General features: G+C 71.9%; 11 protein-coding genes. 2 read left to right on the top strand and 9 right to left on the bottom strand.

All coding sequences use genetic code 11. The features are described 5' to 3' along the window. Genes bcsN through bcsA form a run of 5 tightly spaced genes read right to left on the bottom strand, consistent with a single transcriptional unit; the run spans window position 1 to window position 8,490 of the window. Window positions 1–723, bottom strand: coding sequence for a cellulose biosynthesis protein BcsN (gene bcsN, locus TSO352_RS28115; protein ID WP_109110354.1), 723 nt, complete (start codon window positions 721–723; stop codon window positions 1–3). Next, window positions 713–2,518: a hypothetical protein gene (locus TSO352_RS28110; protein WP_109110353.1), complete on the bottom strand. Its 1,806-nt coding sequence runs from the start codon at window positions 2,516–2,518 to the stop codon at window positions 713–715. The genes bcsN and TSO352_RS28110 overlap by 11 nt, the downstream gene beginning before the upstream one ends. Then, the gene (locus TSO352_RS28105) at window positions 2,515–3,561 is read right to left on the bottom strand and encodes a glycosyl hydrolase family 8 (protein ID WP_109110352.1); all 1,047 of its coding nucleotides are present in this window, start codon (window positions 3,559–3,561) and stop codon (window positions 2,515–2,517) included. The genes TSO352_RS28110 and TSO352_RS28105 overlap by 4 nt, the downstream gene beginning before the upstream one ends. 52 nt (window positions 3,562–3,613) lie before the next feature. Beyond that, complete coding sequence (locus TSO352_RS28100) at window positions 3,614–6,157, bottom strand: cellulose biosynthesis cyclic di-GMP-binding regulatory protein BcsB (protein ID WP_247872477.1); 2,544 nt, start codon at window positions 6,155–6,157, stop codon at window positions 3,614–3,616. Window positions 6,158–6,207: 50 nt separating this feature from the next. Then, window positions 6,208–8,490, bottom strand: a complete 2,283-nt coding sequence (bcsA, locus tag TSO352_RS28095; protein WP_109110351.1) for a UDP-forming cellulose synthase catalytic subunit — start codon at window positions 8,488–8,490, stop codon at window positions 6,208–6,210. A gap of 403 nt (window positions 8,491–8,893) precedes the next feature. Between bcsA and TSO352_RS28090 the strand changes: the two genes are divergently transcribed. Further along, complete coding sequence (locus TSO352_RS28090; protein ID WP_109110350.1) at window positions 8,894–9,787, top strand: AEC family transporter; 894 nt, start codon at window positions 8,894–8,896, stop codon at window positions 9,785–9,787. A 26-nt stretch (window positions 9,788–9,813) separates the two neighbouring features. Beyond that, the gene (locus TSO352_RS28085; protein ID WP_109110349.1) at window positions 9,814–10,293 is read left to right on the top strand and encodes an OsmC family protein; all 480 of its coding nucleotides are present in this window, start codon (window positions 9,814–9,816) and stop codon (window positions 10,291–10,293) included. Here TSO352_RS28085 and TSO352_RS28080 read toward each other — a convergent pair. The 4 genes from TSO352_RS28080 to TSO352_RS28065 all read right to left on the bottom strand — a co-directional run bounded on the left by TSO352_RS28080 (window position 10,290) and on the right by TSO352_RS28065 (window position 15,599). After that, entirely contained in the window at window positions 10,290–11,624 is a 1,335-nt protein-coding gene (locus tag TSO352_RS28080; protein WP_109110348.1) for a four-carbon acid sugar kinase family protein, read from the bottom strand. The genes TSO352_RS28085 and TSO352_RS28080 overlap by 4 nt on opposite strands. A 2-nt stretch (window positions 11,625–11,626) precedes the next feature. Then, window positions 11,627–12,907 (bottom strand): ribulose-bisphosphate carboxylase large subunit family protein, encoded by a 1,281-nt coding sequence (locus TSO352_RS28075; protein ID WP_109110347.1) that lies wholly within the window; start codon window positions 12,905–12,907, stop codon window positions 11,627–11,629. Window positions 12,908–13,073: 166 nt separating this feature from the next. Then, window positions 13,074–13,613, bottom strand: a complete 540-nt coding sequence (locus tag TSO352_RS28070) for a VOC family protein (protein ID WP_109110346.1) — start codon at window positions 13,611–13,613, stop codon at window positions 13,074–13,076. Between the two features lie 84 nt (window positions 13,614–13,697). Further along, window positions 13,698–15,599: a TRAP transporter large permease subunit gene (locus TSO352_RS28065; protein ID WP_247872476.1), complete on the bottom strand. Its 1,902-nt coding sequence runs from the start codon at window positions 15,597–15,599 to the stop codon at window positions 13,698–13,700. Between the last annotated feature and the right edge of the window lie 9 nt (window positions 15,600–15,608).

Here is a 15,608-nt window from a genome sequence, read left to right as displayed (position 1 = left end):
CTACAGCCCGCCCGGTTCCAGCGCCTCCAGCACGGTTTCCGGCAGGGTCAGGGTCAGGCCGTCGAAGGGGGCGAGCAGCGACCGGACGTTGGAACCGACGCCGCACACCCGGTATTCCAGCCGCACCGCCTCGATGCGTTCGGGCAGCATCCGCTTGTGGTCGGTGATCAACTGCCAGGCCAGGACGCAGGTGTTCTCGGCGTCCTGCGCGGTGACGTAGTCGTAGTCGCCGTAATGGTTGCGCCGGGCGGCGTCGGCGACCTTGATGCGCATCGCCGGGAACTCGCGCTTCGTCGTCTCGGTCAGCGTCTCCATGGTGTAGAGCGGCACCGGGAAGACGCGCGGCGGCTGGACCAGGGCGCCGAACAGGCTGTCGGGCAGGGTCTGCACATCGACCGACAGGCGGTTCTCGCCCGGCAGGACGGTCGGGTTGCCGAGCGCCACGATGTAGGACTTGTAGACCGTCCCGGTGTCGCGCAGCCGGGCGGCGACGATGGGGAAGTCGCGGTTCTCCGGCAGCGTCACCGGCAGGGCGGTGGGCTGGACGCGGCGCCAGGGCGTCGGCGACTGGGTGAGATTGTCCCGCACCCAGCCGGCGCAGCCGCTGGTCAGCAGGGTGGCGGCGCACAGGCCGGCCCACAGCGCGGCGCGGCCCGCCCGCCGGATCATCGTGGCCTGGATCATCGTGGTTGTGCCGGACACCCGCTCCCCCTCACCAGTCATGGTAGATCGTCTTCCAGGCGGTGCTCAGGCCTTCACGCGATTCCTCGGTGCTCAGCCGGTCGTCGATGGTCTTGAACTGCCGGTAGGCCTCGTCGTAGCGCATCAGGTTGTACAGCGCCCAGCCGCGCAGGATGCCGAGGTTCCGCGGCTCCGGCTCCAGCTCGCGCCGGGCGTCGAGCAGGCGCAGCGCGTCGTTGTAGCGCTTGTCCTCCAGCGCCCGGTTGGCCTCGGTCGCGATCAGGGCCGCCCGGATTTCCGCCTTTTGCGCCGGGGTCAGGTTGGCGCGCGGCAGGTCGCGGGTCAGCCCGGCGACGTCGCCGGTCGTCAGCCGGGCGATCGCCTGCCCATAGGCGTTCTCCTGCGCCCGCGTCGCCGCCGCCGGCACCCCGGCGGACGGCGGCTTGCGGGAGCCGCCCGCCGGTTCCTTCGCCGCCGGCTCCCTGGCGGCCAGCGCCTGCGCCTCGACGAAGGCGGCTTCCGCCTCCGACGGGCGTTTCAGCTCCAGCAGGCACCAGCCGCGCTGCTGCATCAGGGCGCTGGTCGGCCCGCTGCTGGCGATGGTGCTGCGGATGATGCTGAGGCAGCCGGCGAAGTCGTGGCGGGCCAGCGCCTGGTCGAGCGGGCTCGGCCCCTGCGGCACGGCACGGCCGCCGCCGGTCCCGCCGGCCCCGCGCGGCGGATCGACCGCCTTCAGCGCCTGGTCGACGCGGCCCGACCTGCCCTTCCACGGGGCGGCCGCCTCGCGCGCCCGGGCCTTCTCGCCCAGCCCGTTGTAGGCCAGCACCAGCCCTTCCGCCGCCTTGTCCGACGGGGTCCAGCCGTTGGCCTGGGCGAACCAGGACTGCGCCTCCGCGTACTTCTTCTGCTTCTGGAAGTACCAGCCGAGCGCGACGGCCCCGTCGGCATCCTGCTTCTCGCGCACGATGCCTTCGACCCGCATCCGGTCGGACTCCGACAGGGTGCCCGGCCGGGCGTTGCCCAGCCGCTCCAGCAGGCGGCCGGTTTCCAGCTCCGCCTCGGCGGTGCGGACGGTGGAATAATCCTCCCCCGTCGCCGGGTTGCTGGTGGCGCCCAGCGCGGTCAGCTCGCGCAGCCGCTCCGGGCTGAGATAGCGCGACGCCTTGAAGATGGTGTCGCGCCGCTCCTTGGCCTTGGGGCAGCTGGTGACGATGGTCTTGTAGGTGTCGAAGGCGCGGTCGGCCTGCTTCAGCTCGGCGTAGGCCTCGGCGAGGCGCCAGGCGTTGTCGAGCCGGTTGCAGGCAACCGCCTCCGGCTGGGCGGCGGCGGCGTCGATCACCTCCTGCCAGCGCTTGGTGTCGCTGGCTTGGCGGATGCGCCCGGCGCCCTCGGCGACGTCCAGCTCCTGCAGCAGCTTGGCCGACGGCTGCCAGGACGGCGTCTTGCGCCGCTGCTCGGCGACGGCGGCGCGGGCCTCCGCCACCTTGCCGGCCGACACCAGGCTCCAGAACGGGCTTTCGTCGACGCCGGGCGTGGTGGCCTGCGGCGCGAACAGGTCCTTCGGCGGCTCCCAGCCGGGATCGAGCGCGCGCAGGCGGGCGATCTCCGCCTCCAGCCGCTCGACGTCGCCGATGCGGGCGTAATAGCGCAGCGCGGTTTCGTCGACCTTGCCGGCGGCGGGGGCGGAGCCGCTGCCGGGCGCCGGCGCCACCTCCACCTTCACGCCGGGGGCGAGCGCGCGGCCGCCGCCGTTCGCCTGCGCCCAGGCGGCGGGCGGCAGGGCGATGGGCAGCGCCAGCGCCGCGGCGCCGAGCAGGAGAAGGGCGGAACGCGTCATGGCTCGATCCCCAGGCTTTGCGCCGCCAGCGCCGACAGATGGGCCAAGGTGGTGGAGTAGTAATCCTCGTCGGCGGCCAGCGGCGGCACCGTCACCTCGTTGCCGCCCCCGGCAAGGCGGCAGGCCAGCCGGTAGACCGCCAGCATGCCGACCGACGCCGCCACCTGGGTCGTCGTGCCCTGGGGCAGCGACAGCGTCGCCGGGATCGCCGCCCCGCTGTATTTCGCCGCCAGCGTGGCGTAGGGCCGGAAATAATAGGGATCGCGGTAGCCGTCCCAGGCCAGATAGAGCGGCACCCGCACCGCGTCGTAGCCGTATTGCTTGCGGTATCCTTCGGCCACGGTGACGGTGCCGGCGGGGTTCAGCGCCATCCAGTCCGGCGGCAGCTGGAAGGCGCCGAACCGCGCCTTCGACAGCAGGACCAGCCCCGACTCCGCCAGCTTGCCCCAGCGCTCGCCGCCGGGCAGGGCGGCGAAGGCGCGGATGGCCGGGAAGATCCAGTAGCTGGGGTTGAGCACCAGCGTCTCGCCCTTGCGGAAGCCGTCGCGCCCCGGCAGCAGCACGGTCAGGCCGGCCTGCTCCACCAGCAGCCCGGCGGCCAGCGCCTTGACGATGGCGGACGCGGCGGTGCGGTAATTCTCGGCCTGCCAGACGTCGGCGGCGCGCAGCAGCGCCCAGGCGATCAGCGTGTCGCCGTCCGACGCGTTGTTGCGGTCGGTGACGCCCTCGTCCGGCTTCCAGCGCCACGCCGCCAGCCCGTCCTCGCGCACCAGCAGAGTGCGCTGGGTCCAGCCCCACATCCGGTCGAAGGCGGCACGGTCGCCGGCCGCCACCGCCAGCAGCATGCCGTAGCCCTGCCCTTCGGAATGGCTGACGCCCTTGTTGCCGGTGTCGACGATCCGCCCTTCCGGCAGCAGGAAGCGTTCGGCGTAGCGGCGCCACGCGGCGGCGTCGTAGGGCGCCGCCAGCCCGGCACGCGGCAGCGCCGCCGCCACGCCGACGGCGGCCGCCCCGATCACCACATCGCGCCTCGTCGGCCTCATGCCACCCGACCTTCCGCCATCGTTCCCAGGACCATCCCCCTCAAGGCCATCGTCAAGGCTGGCCCCCTTCCGACCCGCTGCGCTCCTGGTGCCCGTGCTTCAGCAGCAGGCGCATGCTGACGGTCAGCACCACCGCCGTGCCCAGCAGCAGCGCGAACAGCAGCTCGATCCGCTGTGACAGGTTGCGTGCCACAATCAGGATCAGATTGCCGATGTCAAACGGATTGAGAATGATCTGGTAGGGCCGCGACGCCTCCAGCGTCGTCATCGCCGGGGCGGCGCTGCTCCACAGCCCGCCGCCGCCGCGCAGCTTGTCCCACAGCCCGGACTCGCCCAGGCTGCGCATGGCGCGGTCGACCGAGCGGGAGTCCGACGCGGTCAGCAGCGTCCAGGTCAGCGCCTCCGCCCCCGGCGCGCGGTATTGCAGCAGGGCCGCCTCGGGCAGGGTCTCGGTGTTCTCGGTCAGGGCGACGACGTCGACCGGCGCCTCCTCCACCGTCCAGTGGTTGATGTAGCGGGCCGCCGCCGCCATCCCGCGCCGCGCCCAGTCGGGGACCCAGCCGCTTGACGGCGCCGCGCCGTCCTTGACGTCGCCGGCCATGCGCTGCCAGCGGCTCTGCGCGCCGCCGTCCGCCGCCAGCGCGCTGCCCGCCCCGCCCATCGCCACCGGCGCGACGGAGCCGGCGCGCGCCACGGCCGGGCGGGTGCCGTTGCCGGACCAGCCCAGCCGCAGCCGGTCGGCCAGGGCGCGGCGGTCGGCCGCCGGCATCGGTTCGCCGCGGGCGCCGGCCTGGGCGATCAGGGCGCCGGCCTCCAGCAGCCCGGCCAGCCGGTCGGCCGGCAGCGGCGCCGAGGCGAACACCGCCTGCGGCAGGGCGGCGACCGGCCCGACGATCAGCGCGTTGTCACCGGGGGCGCCGTCCCAGCCGGTGTAGGGCACCACCGACATCAGGTCGCCCGCCCGCTGCGCCAGCTTGGCCGTCAGGCTCCAGGCGGCGCCGAACCAGGCCGGGTCGCGGCCGAGGACGACGAGGTCGAAGGGCGGCGCCGGCTCGTTCCCGGCGTTGCCGCCGTAGGGGTAGGCGGTGTTGGCGAAGCCGCCGAGGCTGGGCAGCGTGACCAGCCGGGCGAAGCCGGGGATCTCGATGCTGGAGCTGTCGAGCAGGGTGAAGGTCGGCCGCCGCACCGCGAAGACGCAGTCGGTGCCGCCGGCCGGCGGCAGCTCCGCCTCCAGCTCGATCATGTTGGGGCCGGGGCGGAACAGCGCCATCGGCAACGGCATCTCGCCATTCTCGATGACGCCGCTCGACCGCTTGTCGATCTCCATGGCGCCGGCCGACCGGCCGTTGACCCGGACGTTCAGCACCGCGCCGGGGCCGAGGTTGCCCTCGAAGGCGGCGTTGACGTGGAACAGGATGGCGCGGTCGCTGACCGGGGCGAAGCCGGTCGGCAGCGTCAGCGCGACCTGGCCGGTGTAGCGGTAGCCGCTGTGCTGGACGGTGGGGAAACCCAGCTCCGACAGGCGGTAGCGCCCCTCCACCTGGACCGGACGCGGCGGCGGCGCGGCGGGGGGCGCGGCGTCGGCCACGATCATCGCGCTCTGGGTCGGCAGCGGCCGGTTGATGTCGGCCAGCCGCATCACCGCCTGATCGACCTCCTGCTGGGTGCGGCCGGAGGCGACGGCGACGAAGGCGCCGCCGGGTGCCCCCCCGGCACCGCCGGCCACCGGATAGACCGCCAGGAAGGGGCCGGTGATCGCCGCGGCGCGGGCCTCGCCCAGCAGGGGGGCGATGCGGTCGCGGGTGCCGACCAGGATGCTCTTGCCGCTTGGCAGCGGCAGCGTGTCGATGGTGGTCGGGACGGCCGGCTGGGCGCCGCCGCCCGTCCCCTTGGGCGGCACGGTGACCGCCACCACGCGCGGCGTCTGGTCGCCCAGCAGCAGGCCGTAGGACTGCGCCAGGATGGCGCCCCAGCCGAGATGGTCGGCGTCGATGTCGCCGCCGACCTGGACCAACGCCAGCGGATCGCGCGCGCGGTCCGAGGCGACCAGCAGGCGGCGCATCATCGCCAGATCGGGGTCGGGAACGCCGCCGTCCGACAGCAGCGTCAGCGACGAGGCGGCGAGGTTGACCCGCGCCCACAGGTCGTAGGTGCCGCGCACCGTGCAGATCGCCCGGTGCTGGGCGCTGGTCTGGAAGACGATCTGGTTCTCGCCCGGCCGCAACAGGCTGGCCGGCAGCGTGATGGCGGCGTTGACCGGACCCTTGAAGGCGGCCAGCGGCAGGTCGGCGACCGGCGAGCCGTTGATGTAGACCGCCAGCGAGCCCTTTTCGGGCAGGATGTCGATGCCGTTCTCGTAGGTCAGCGCCAGCACGACGGAGGTCAGACCGATCACCGGCGGCAGCACGGCGCGCAGCGCGACCGTTTCCGTCTCGCCGTGCAGCGTCACCTCCGGCTGGCCGTCGCGCAGGTTCGACAGCGGGATCACCCGGCGGTCGAGCGCCTGCGCCGGGGCCGCCGCCGCCAGGAGCAGCGTCGCCCACAGCGCCAGCGCGGCCAGCCGCGGCCAGACCGCGCCGCCGCGGCGCGATCCCACCCAACCCGATCGGCGGCCATCCCGGCCCGCGTTCCCCGCCATCATGGCCGTCACGGCGCCTGGAAGGTCAGGATGCGCCGGAGCGCACCCGGCAGGGCGAGCAGCACATGGCCCAACCGCGGCACGACCCGCGTGGCGAAGAACAGCAGGCCGCCGAAGAAGGTCGGCGCGGACACCCGCTTGCGGTCGAGGAAGTCGTCCCAGCCGACGCTGTTGCCGAAGACGAAGCGCGCCATCTCGACGATGTCCTGGCGGTCGCGCGGGGCGAAGCCGGCGCCGACCGACAGCTCGCCGCCGCGCATCTCCAGCCGCGAGACGCGGACGCCGGTGGTGGTCGCCGCCTCCGTCTCGGTGGCGGCGATGGTCAGCACCGGCGTGCCGGGCTGGCCCAGCAGCTCGCGCCATTTGGGGTCGACGCTCAGCCCGACGCCGCCGGCCGACACGTCGGCGACGACGACATCCAGGCTGGTGCCGTCCGCGAACCTCAGCACCGCGGCGCGGTCGACGGTGAAGCGCTCCTGCCGGCGGACGCGCTTGCGCTCGTAGACCACCGCCAGCCCGCCCAGCGCCAGCAGGAAGCTCAGCGAGTTCCACACCGCCACCGGCAGGATCGCGGCGCGGTGCTCCGGGAACATCGAGTAGCGCCAGGCGCACATCGCCAGCCCGGCGGCCAGCAGCAGGGTGGTGACGATGAAGGGGGTGGCGAGCGGCGAGAAGCCGTCCTCCTCCACCGACTGGCCCTTGGCGGTGACCTTGAACACCGGGTCGCGCGGCCGGATCAGCGTCGCCAGCGCCGCGCGGGAAACGTGGAAGGACTGGAGATACTCGTACAGTTCCGAGAACAGCGGCCAGCGCATCCGCCCGTGCAGGAACTGCGACAGGAAGGCGGCGGCGAAGACGTGCGGGATGACGAAGCAGGCGAAGTCCGGCAGGTTGATCCGGTAGATCTCCAGCCCGAACAGGGCGTAGCACAGCGGCGACAGCAGGAAGATCGGCCGCCAGAACCAGAAGAACCAGTACAGCATCGTGCTGAGGTAGCACAGGCGCTGCGAGACGGTCAGGCCGCTCTTGAACAGCGGGTTCTTCAGCAGGAAGAGCTGGATCATGCCCTGGGTCCAGCGCGACCGCTGGGCGATGAAGCTGTCGAAGGTTTCCGGCTGCAGGCCGGCGATCAGCGGGCGCGGCAGGTAGACGCTGCGCCAGCCGCGCGAATGCAGCTCCAGCGCGGTCTCGCAATCCTCGGTCACCGTGTCGCCGCTGAAGCCGCCGACCTCCTCCAGCGCGGCGCGGCGCAGGATGGCGGCGGAGCCGCAGAAGAAGGAGCCGTTCCAGCGGTCCAGCCCGGGCTGGATCGAGTAGTAGAACATCTCGTTCTCGCTCGGCATCCGCTCGAAGGTGCCGAGGTTGTATTCGACCGGGTCCGGGTTGACGAAGAAATGCGGGGTCTGCACCAGGAAAAGGCCGGGGTCCTGCTGGAAGAAGCCCACCGTCGCCTTCAGGATGCCCACCGTCGGCACATGGTCGGCGTCGAGGATCAGCACCAGGTCGCCCGACGTCTTCTGGAAGGCGTGGTTGATGTTGCCGGCCTTGGCGTGCTCGTTGCGCGGGCGGGTCATGTAGGTGACCTGCAGCCGTTCGCACAGCGCGGTCAGCGTCTCCCGCCGCAGCTTCGCCTCGGCGGCCTGCGCCGGGTTGGCGTGGGCCAGCTTCTGGTCGGTGCCGCCGTCGTCCAGCAGATAGACGTGCAGCTTGTCGCGCGGGTAGTCGATGCAGACCGCGGCGGCCAGCGTCGTCTCCAGCAGTTCCGGCTCCTCGTTGTAGGAGGGGATGTAGACGTCGACGCTGGGCCAGAAGGCGGGGTCGCCGGTCGGTTCCGACGGTTCGCGCGCCAGCGGGTCGATGATGACGAACAGCGAGGTCAGGAACAGGACGAAGGACAGCGCCTCCGCCGCGAACAGGGTGACGCCGGGGATGAAGTTCACCGGGTCGTCCACCGGCGGCAGCGTGCCAGTCAGCCGCCAGAAGAAATAGCGGAAGGTGACGAAGGCCAGCAGCAGCACGGTCAGCGTGCGGGCGTGCCAGAATCTCTGCGCGAAGCGGCCCAGCACGAACGCCGCCGCCACAACCCCGACGGAAATCGCGGCGCTGGCCAAGCGACCCACGGGAAGCGCAGCGAGGGCAAGAAACAAACCAGCCGACAGCAACAAAAGAAGCCAAAGCAAAACCGCGCGCAGCGAGAATCGGCGACTGTTTGGATTGGGCTGGCGTTTCTGTTGCTGCGCCTTGTTGTTCAGGGGGCGAACAACGGTCTTGGCGCCGGGCGAGGATGTCATGCGGATCCGCAGGCTGAGAACAGCTCACCATAAGTGAGTGCCCCCTTATGCCTCAAGGTTCGTTACAATTCGTTACTGCCTCGTGATAAATCTTCCATAAAGTCGGGCTTGATCGGTCGGAAGCGTTCGCAGGCAAGCGTTGTCAATCCCATAGCTTGGTTAGAGGGCCGGCGTGGGGGCGGCAAACCGCCGCTGCTCGCATCGCGACTCGGGAGCGGTGGCGGCGGTCACTGCTCCCCCGGTTCCTTTGCGCGGCTGCCTTGCATCCCGGCGCGGGCTTGCGGGGATGACGAACGGCCGCGTTGCCGCCATGGTGGCGGACTGCCCGCCTCCCCATCCGTCGGCCCGCCACCACTTGATCCCCCGGTTGCGGCGTCCGCGCAAAAGGCCCTCGTCCCGTCCCATGCCCGCGCTTGCCCTTCTGTCCGATGCCTTCGCCGTCCTGGCCCCGGTGTTCCTGGTGGCCGCCATCGGCTATGGCTGGAACCGCGCCGACCTGCCCTATGACAGCGCTTTCATCACCACCTTCGCGGTCAACGTGTCGTCGCCCTGCCTGGTCTTCTCGGCGCTGACCCGGCTGCACCTGCCCGCCGGCGTGATGGCGGAGATGGCGGTGGCGGCCACCCTCTGCATGGGCGTGACCGCGCTGTTGTCGGTGCCGCTGCTGCTGGCGACCCGCCTGTCGCTGCGGGTCTACCTGCCGGCGATGGCCTTCCCCAACGCCGGCAACCTGGGGCTGCCGGTCTGCCTGTTCGCCTTCGGCGAATCCGGGCTCAGCCTCGCCGTGCTGTTCTACGCGGTGATGTCGGTGGGGCAGTTCACGCTGGGGCCGGCGATGGCCGCCGGCCGCTTCGACCTGGGGGTGATCGCGCGCACCCCGACGATCTACGCGGTGGCGGTGGCGGTGGCGATCCAGTTGACCGGCGCCGCCCTGCCCAACTGGATCGGCAACACGGCGACGCTGCTCGGCAACTGCGCGGTGCCGCTGATGCTGCTGTCGCTGGGCGTCGCGCTGTCGAAGCTGCGGCTGTCGGGGGCGGTGCGGGCGCTGTCGATGTCGGCCTTCCGGCTGGCCGGCGGCTTCGCCGTCGGGCTGCTGGTGATCTGGGCGATGGGGCTGACCGGACCGATCCGCGGCGTCGTGCTGGTGCAAAGCTCCATGCCGGTCGCCGTGTTCAACTATCTGTGGGCGCTGCGCTACGGCAACGCGCCGGAGGACGTGGCCGGCATGGTGCTGGGTTCCACCGCCATGGCCTTCGTCGCGCTGCCGGCGCTCTTGATGGTGGTCATGCCATAAACGGCCAGAACGGGAGACAGTGAACGATGGCGAACCGACAGCACCGCTACAGCGTCCGGCTCGACTGGACCGGCAATCTCGGCACCGGCACCTCGTCCTACCGCGGCTACAGCCGCGACCATGCCCTGACCGCCGGGACCAAGCCGGCGATCCCCGGCACGTCCGACCCGGCCTTCCGCGGCGATCCGGCGCGCTGGAACCCGGAGGAGCTGCTGGTCGCCGCGCTGTCCTCCTGCCACCAGCTCTGGTACCTGCATCTCTGCTCCACCGCCGGGATCGTCGTGATCGCCTACAGCGACGACGCCGAGGGCGTGATGGAGGAGGAGGCCGACGGCGCCGGCCAGTTCTCCGCCGCCGTGCTGCGCCCGCGGGTGACGCTGGCGCCGGGATCCGACCGCGACCGCGCCGTCGCCCTGCACCACGAGGCGGCGGAGAAGTGCTTCATCGCCCGCTCGGTGAATTTCCCGGTGCGGCATGAGCCGGTGGTCGAGGTCGCGGCCGGCTAACCCAGCAGCCGTTCGAACAGGTCGTCGCCGCCCATCTGGCCGCCCTTCAGCATCAGTTCCAGCCCGTCGACGGCCGGGTCGTCGGCGTGGGTGCGGCTGACGGTGACGCCGGGCGCCAGCGTGCCGCGGTAGGACAGGCCCCAGCAGCGGAGCGACCGCACCGCGAGGCTGGAGGTGTCGCCGCCGGCGATGCCGACCCGGCGCAGCGGCACCATGCGCAGGACCGCGGCGACGAAGTCCGCCGTCGTCGCGGCGATCCGGCCGGCCTGCGTGGTGTCGGCGGCGGTGGGATCGGCGGGCGCCGTCCACACCAGCGTGTGGCGGCCGTTCCGCAGGTGGCCGGCCACCTCGATCAGCAGGGCCTCGGCGTAGGCGGGGTCGTCGCACAGCACGGCGGCGTCGGCCTGGATGCGGGTGAAGCGGTGCGCGCCCTCGACCTGCCGGCGCGTCACCGGCGACAGGCTGCCGGCCAGCACGAAGACCGGGCCGGCGGCCGGGGCCAGCGGCGTATCCTCGATCAGGACTCCGGCGGTGGCGGCGTCCCAGTCGGTGGCCAGCGCCTGGGCGACGCTGCTCGGCCCCACCGCCAGCAGGGGCTGGCGCCGGGCGTGGCTCCGGATCAGCCGGCCGACGGTGGCGAGGTCCGCCGTCCGCCCGACGTCCAGCAGCACCGCCGACGGCGCCGCCGCCAGCAACCGCTCCAGCCGGACGTCGAGCGCGCTGTCGTCGAGGCCATAGTCGGGGTAATGCAGCGCCGCCACGCCCTCCAGCCCCTGGGCGGCGAGGTGGCGGCGCAGGTCGGCCTCCGCCATCGGGGTGACGGGATGGACGCTCATCGTCGGGTGGCGGTCGATGCGGTGGACCGCGCCGCCGGTGCCGGCGGCGGCGAACAGCGTGCTGAACAGGCAATAGCGCCCGATGTTCGGCTGGCCACCGACCACCGGGAGGAACGGGTTCGGAAAGAACGGCCGCAGTGTGTCCACCGCGACGCCGATGCTGCCAACCCGCGGCGCGCTGTCGAAGGTCGAGCAGCATTTGTAATGCAGCACCCGCACGCCGAGCGCGGCGAAGAAGCGGCCGACCGGCTCCAGCTCCGCCCGCATCGCATGCGGCGTCATGCTGCGCGAGGCGCCGGCGATCCCCACCGCGTCGAGCCGCCCGGCGGCACCCAGCCGGGCGACGTCCGGCACCTCCAGGAACAGCAGCGCCCGCCGCCCGGCCTTCGCCAGCGCGGCCAGCGTGTCGGTCGCCCCGGTGAAGTCGTCGCCGTACCAGCCGAGTTGCGGGCCGAGTTGCGGGCCGCACGGGCTGCCGCGTTGGGGGATGGCCATGCTCAGCCCTTCCGGCCGAAGGTGTCGAGCGCCCGCCGCAGCTCCGGCTGGTCCACCGCCGCCTCGTCGAGCGTGCGCCCGGCGCGCACCGCGTCCCACGCCTGCCGGATGCTGCGCACCCCCGCCGCCGGGCCGTCGGGATGGGCCATGATGCCGCCGCCGGACATGAACAGCAGGTCGGCCGTCCCCACCGCCTCCCAGGTGACCGGCACCGTGCCGGCCCATTGCCCGGACGAGAAGGCCGGCAGGACGGCGTCGGTGGGAGCCGGCGCATCCGCCGCCAGCGGCGCCAGGCACGCGCGGGCGCCGTCGATCACCTCATCGTCGGGCTGGGCGAACTTGCCGTTCAGGCCGTGGACGTGCATGTGGTCGACGCCGGCCAGACGCCACAGCGCCTGATAGGCGTCGAAGCCGATGCCGAGCAGCGGGTGGCGGGACAGCGCGCCGAAGCCGTTGCGGTGGCCGTGCAGCACCAGCCCGCTGTGGCGGCGCAGCGTCTGCACCGCGGAATAGCCGCACCAGTTCAGGCTGACCATCACGCAGGAGCCGCCCTCGCGCTCCACCAGATCGGCGTGGCGGCGCATCGCGTCGGTCTCGTCGGTGATGTTGAAGGCGACCATCACGTGCTTGCCGGTGCGGTCCTGGTGGCGGCGCACCCGGTCCATCACCGCCGGGACGCGCTGGGCCAGCGGCGCGTGGGCCGGGTCGGCGCAGATCTCGTCGTCCTTGATGAAGTCGAGCCCGGCCGCGCACAGCGTGCCGACCAGCTCCCCGGTTTCCTCGGCCGACAGCCCGACGTTCGGCTTGATGATGGAGCCGACCAGCGGCCCGTCCGCCACCCCGGTCAGCCGCCGCGTCCCGGCGACGCCATGGCGCGGCAAGTCGAACCGCGCGCGGTAGGTCTGCGGGATGCGCAGCGATTCCAGCCGGAGGCCGGTGACCTCGCCCAGGTCGTAGAGGTTGCCCGCCACCGTCGCCGCCAGCGTCGGCAGGTTGGCGCCGATGTTGACGGTGGGGAAGGCGATGGTGATGCGGGCGCGCCGCCAGGGGCCGGGGGTCCGTTGCCGCTCCAGCCAAGTGTTGGGCAGGCTGGGCGTGTCGGCGCTGCCGAGTTCCTCCACCCGCTCCACCACGGCGCGGGCGCGGGCGCGCAGGTCGTCGGTCTCGCCGTGGACGCGGGTGAAGGTGCCGCAGGACTGCTCGCCCGCCATCACCTCCGCCACCTTGGCGGGGTCGAGCGGCGTTTCGATCAGATAGGTGGCTTCGATGCGGTCGGCGTGCATGGGGTGTGCCTTGTTCGGTCACATGGAAAAGTGGTCGCCGGATGCCCCCACCCCGACCCTCCCCCGCTGGGCGGGGGAGGGGGATTAGCGCTTTAGCGGGGAGGCGGCGGAGTTCCCTCCCCCGCCCAGCGGGGGAGGGTTAGGGTGGGGGTCTAACGCCGCCCGCCTACAGCCTGCTCAGGTCCGGAAACGGCCGCACCGGGTCGGAGCCGTCCCAGCCCGTCGACGCTTCGCGGATCAGGTCGAACATCCGGCCCTTCGGTCCGGCGACCTCGGACAGCTCGATCACCGTGCCGGGGTGGTATTCGGTGTCGAAATAGATGAAGCGGCCCTTCTCGCCGACCTCGCCGCTCATCACCGGCTTGAAGCCTTGGCCGAGCAGGCGCTCCAGGTCGGCGTCGTAATCCTCGGTCCAGTAGGCGACGTGCTGCAGGCCGGTGTTCCCCGCCTGGAGGAAGTCGCGGTACATCGACGGCGCGTCGTTGCGGGTCTGGATCAGCTCCATCTGCAACGGGCCGGAGTTGGCCAGCGCCACCGAGTTGTGAACCTCGTAGGCCTCGCCGCGGTAGGTGTAGTTCCGGATCGGAACCCGCTCGTTGTAGAACCAGGGACCGATGCCGAGCGTGCGGCTCCAGTGGTCCATGGCGGCCTCGATGTCGCGCACGACGTAGCCAGCCTGACGGATCTGGCCGAAAAATCGGCTCATGACGAACTCCGGGTGTGAGGGGATCGGGAGGGACCGGCGGCCCCGGCCAACCAAATTCAGCGGGCCAAATTCAGCAGGCCAAGTTCAGCGGGCCAGGAAGCCGGTCGAAATCCAGGGGATGGCGGCGACGACGACCAGCCCGACCAGCAGGGCGGCGACGTAGCCCCAGATGTGCTTCAGGCCCTCGTCGGGGTGCACCTTGCTGATGGCGCAGGCGCCGTAGTAGCCGACGCCGAAGGGCGGCGCGAACAGGCCGATGCCCATGGCGAAGATGACGACCATCGCGTAGTGCACCTCGTGCACGCCGGCGGCGCGGGCGATGGGGAACAGCAGCGGGCCGAACAGGACGATGGCGGGGATGCCCTCCAGCACGCTGCCCAGGATGATGAAGGCGACGATGGAGATGGCGAGGAAGCCGTAGCCGCCGCCGGGAATGCCGCCCATGAGGCGGGCGAGGTCGGTCGAGAAGCCGGACTGGGTCAGGCCCCAGGCCATCGCGGTGGCGCAGCCGACGATGAAGATGATCGCCCCGGTCAGCGACGCCGTCTCGATCAGCATCGGCTTCAGCCGGCGCCAGTCGAACTGGCGGTAGACGCACAGGCCCATGACGGTGGAATAGGCGATGCCGATGGTCGACACCTCGGTCGCCGTCGCCACCCCCTCGACCACCGCGGCGCGGATGACGAAGGGCAGCAGCAGGGCGGGCAGCGCGATGGCGGCGAGCCGGGCGATCTCGCGGCCGGGCGTCCGCTCGACATGGCTGAGATCCTCCTTGCGGTAACGCCACCAGACGACCGAGCAGAGCGCCGCGCCCAGCACGACGCCGGGCAGCATGCCGCCGGTGAACAGCGCCGCGATCGACACGCCGGTGACCGAGCCGATGGTGATGAGGACGATGCTGGGCGGGATGGTTTCGGTCTGCGCGCCGGTCGCCGCCAGCAGCGCCACCAGATCGCCGGGAGGCGCCCCGCGCTTCTTCATCTCCGGGAACAGCACCGGCGCGATGGCGGCCATGTCGGCGACCTTCGAACCGGAGATGCCGGAGACCAGATACATCGCCCCGATCAGCACATAGGACAGGCCGCCGCGGACATGGCCGAGCAGGCTGGCGAGGAACTGGATCATGGCGCGGGCCATGCCGGTCATCTCGATCAGCAATCCCAAGAAAACGAACAGCGGCACCGCCAGCAGGATCAGGTGGCTCATGCCCTCGTCCAGCCGGCCGACCATCACCAGCAGCGGGGTCGAGGTGGTCAGCGCCAGGTAGCCGAAGGTGGCCAGCCCAAAGGAAAAGGCGATCGGCACCCCGGCGAAGACGTTGGCGGCGACCAGCCCGACGAAGAAGATCACCAGGTTGAGCTGGCCCAGCGGCTTCAGCACCGGCCCGGCGAGCCAGAAGCCGCCGACGACGGCGCCGGTCAGCAGCAGCGCCACCGCCACGGTCCGCGGCCGACCGACCCGCAGCAGCCGGAACAGCGCCGCCACCAGCATCAGCCCCAGCCCGGCCGGCAGGGCCGCCGCGCGCCACGCGTTCGACACCTCCAGCGCCGGGGTGGTGATGAACTGCTCCTCCATCGCGTAGTCGACGGCGTGGTAGAGCACCAGCGCCAGGAAGGCGACGGGGGCGGTGATGGCGATGCATTCCAGCACGCCGCGCGTCTGCGGGCCGACGCGGCTGACCAGCCCGGTCATCCGCATGTGCTCGCCCCGGCGCAGCGCCACCACCGCCCCCAGCATCGACAGCCAGAGGAACAGGATCGAGGCCAGCTCGTCCGACCACACCAGCGGGGTGTGGAACAGGTAGCGGAAGGAGACTCCCAGCAGCAGGACGACGATCTCCACCAGGACCAGCAGGCCCGCCGCGACCTCCACCCCGACGGACAGGCCATGGTCGATCCGGCGCAGCAGGGTGGCGGCGAGGCCGTCATCGCGGACAGCGGCGGGCGGCTCGGCGAAACCGTGGACCGGTTCGGTCAGGTGCGACACGGCGGGGGG

Source organism: Azospirillum sp. TSO35-2 (assembly GCF_003116095.1).
GTDB lineage: Bacteria > Pseudomonadota > Alphaproteobacteria > Azospirillales > Azospirillaceae > Azospirillum.
This window is presented reverse-complemented; position numbering and strand designations above follow the sequence as displayed.

Excerpts from the sequence above, each read along its gene's own strand:
- bcsN (WP_109110354.1), bottom strand. The coding sequence starts at position 723 with ATGACTGGTGAGGGGGAGCGGGTGTCCGGCACAACCACGATGATCCAG.
- TSO352_RS28110 (WP_109110353.1), bottom strand. The coding sequence starts at position 2,518 with ATGACGCGTTCCGCCCTTCTCCTGCTCGGCGCCGCGGCGCTGGCGCTG.
- TSO352_RS28105 (WP_109110352.1), bottom strand. The coding sequence starts at position 3,561 with ATGAGGCCGACGAGGCGCGATGTGGTGATCGGGGCGGCCGCCGTCGGC.
- bcsA (WP_109110351.1), bottom strand. The coding sequence starts at position 8,490 with ATGACATCCTCGCCCGGCGCCAAGACCGTTGTTCGCCCCCTGAACAAC.
- TSO352_RS28090 (WP_109110350.1), top strand. The coding sequence starts at position 8,894 with ATGCCCGCGCTTGCCCTTCTGTCCGATGCCTTCGCCGTCCTGGCCCCG.
- TSO352_RS28085 (WP_109110349.1), top strand. The coding sequence starts at position 9,814 with ATGGCGAACCGACAGCACCGCTACAGCGTCCGGCTCGACTGGACCGGC.
- TSO352_RS28080 (WP_109110348.1), bottom strand. The coding sequence starts at position 11,624 with ATGGCCATCCCCCAACGCGGCAGCCCGTGCGGCCCGCAACTCGGCCCG.
- TSO352_RS28075 (WP_109110347.1), bottom strand. The coding sequence starts at position 12,907 with ATGCACGCCGACCGCATCGAAGCCACCTATCTGATCGAAACGCCGCTC.
- TSO352_RS28070 (WP_109110346.1), bottom strand. The coding sequence starts at position 13,613 with ATGAGCCGATTTTTCGGCCAGATCCGTCAGGCTGGCTACGTCGTGCGC.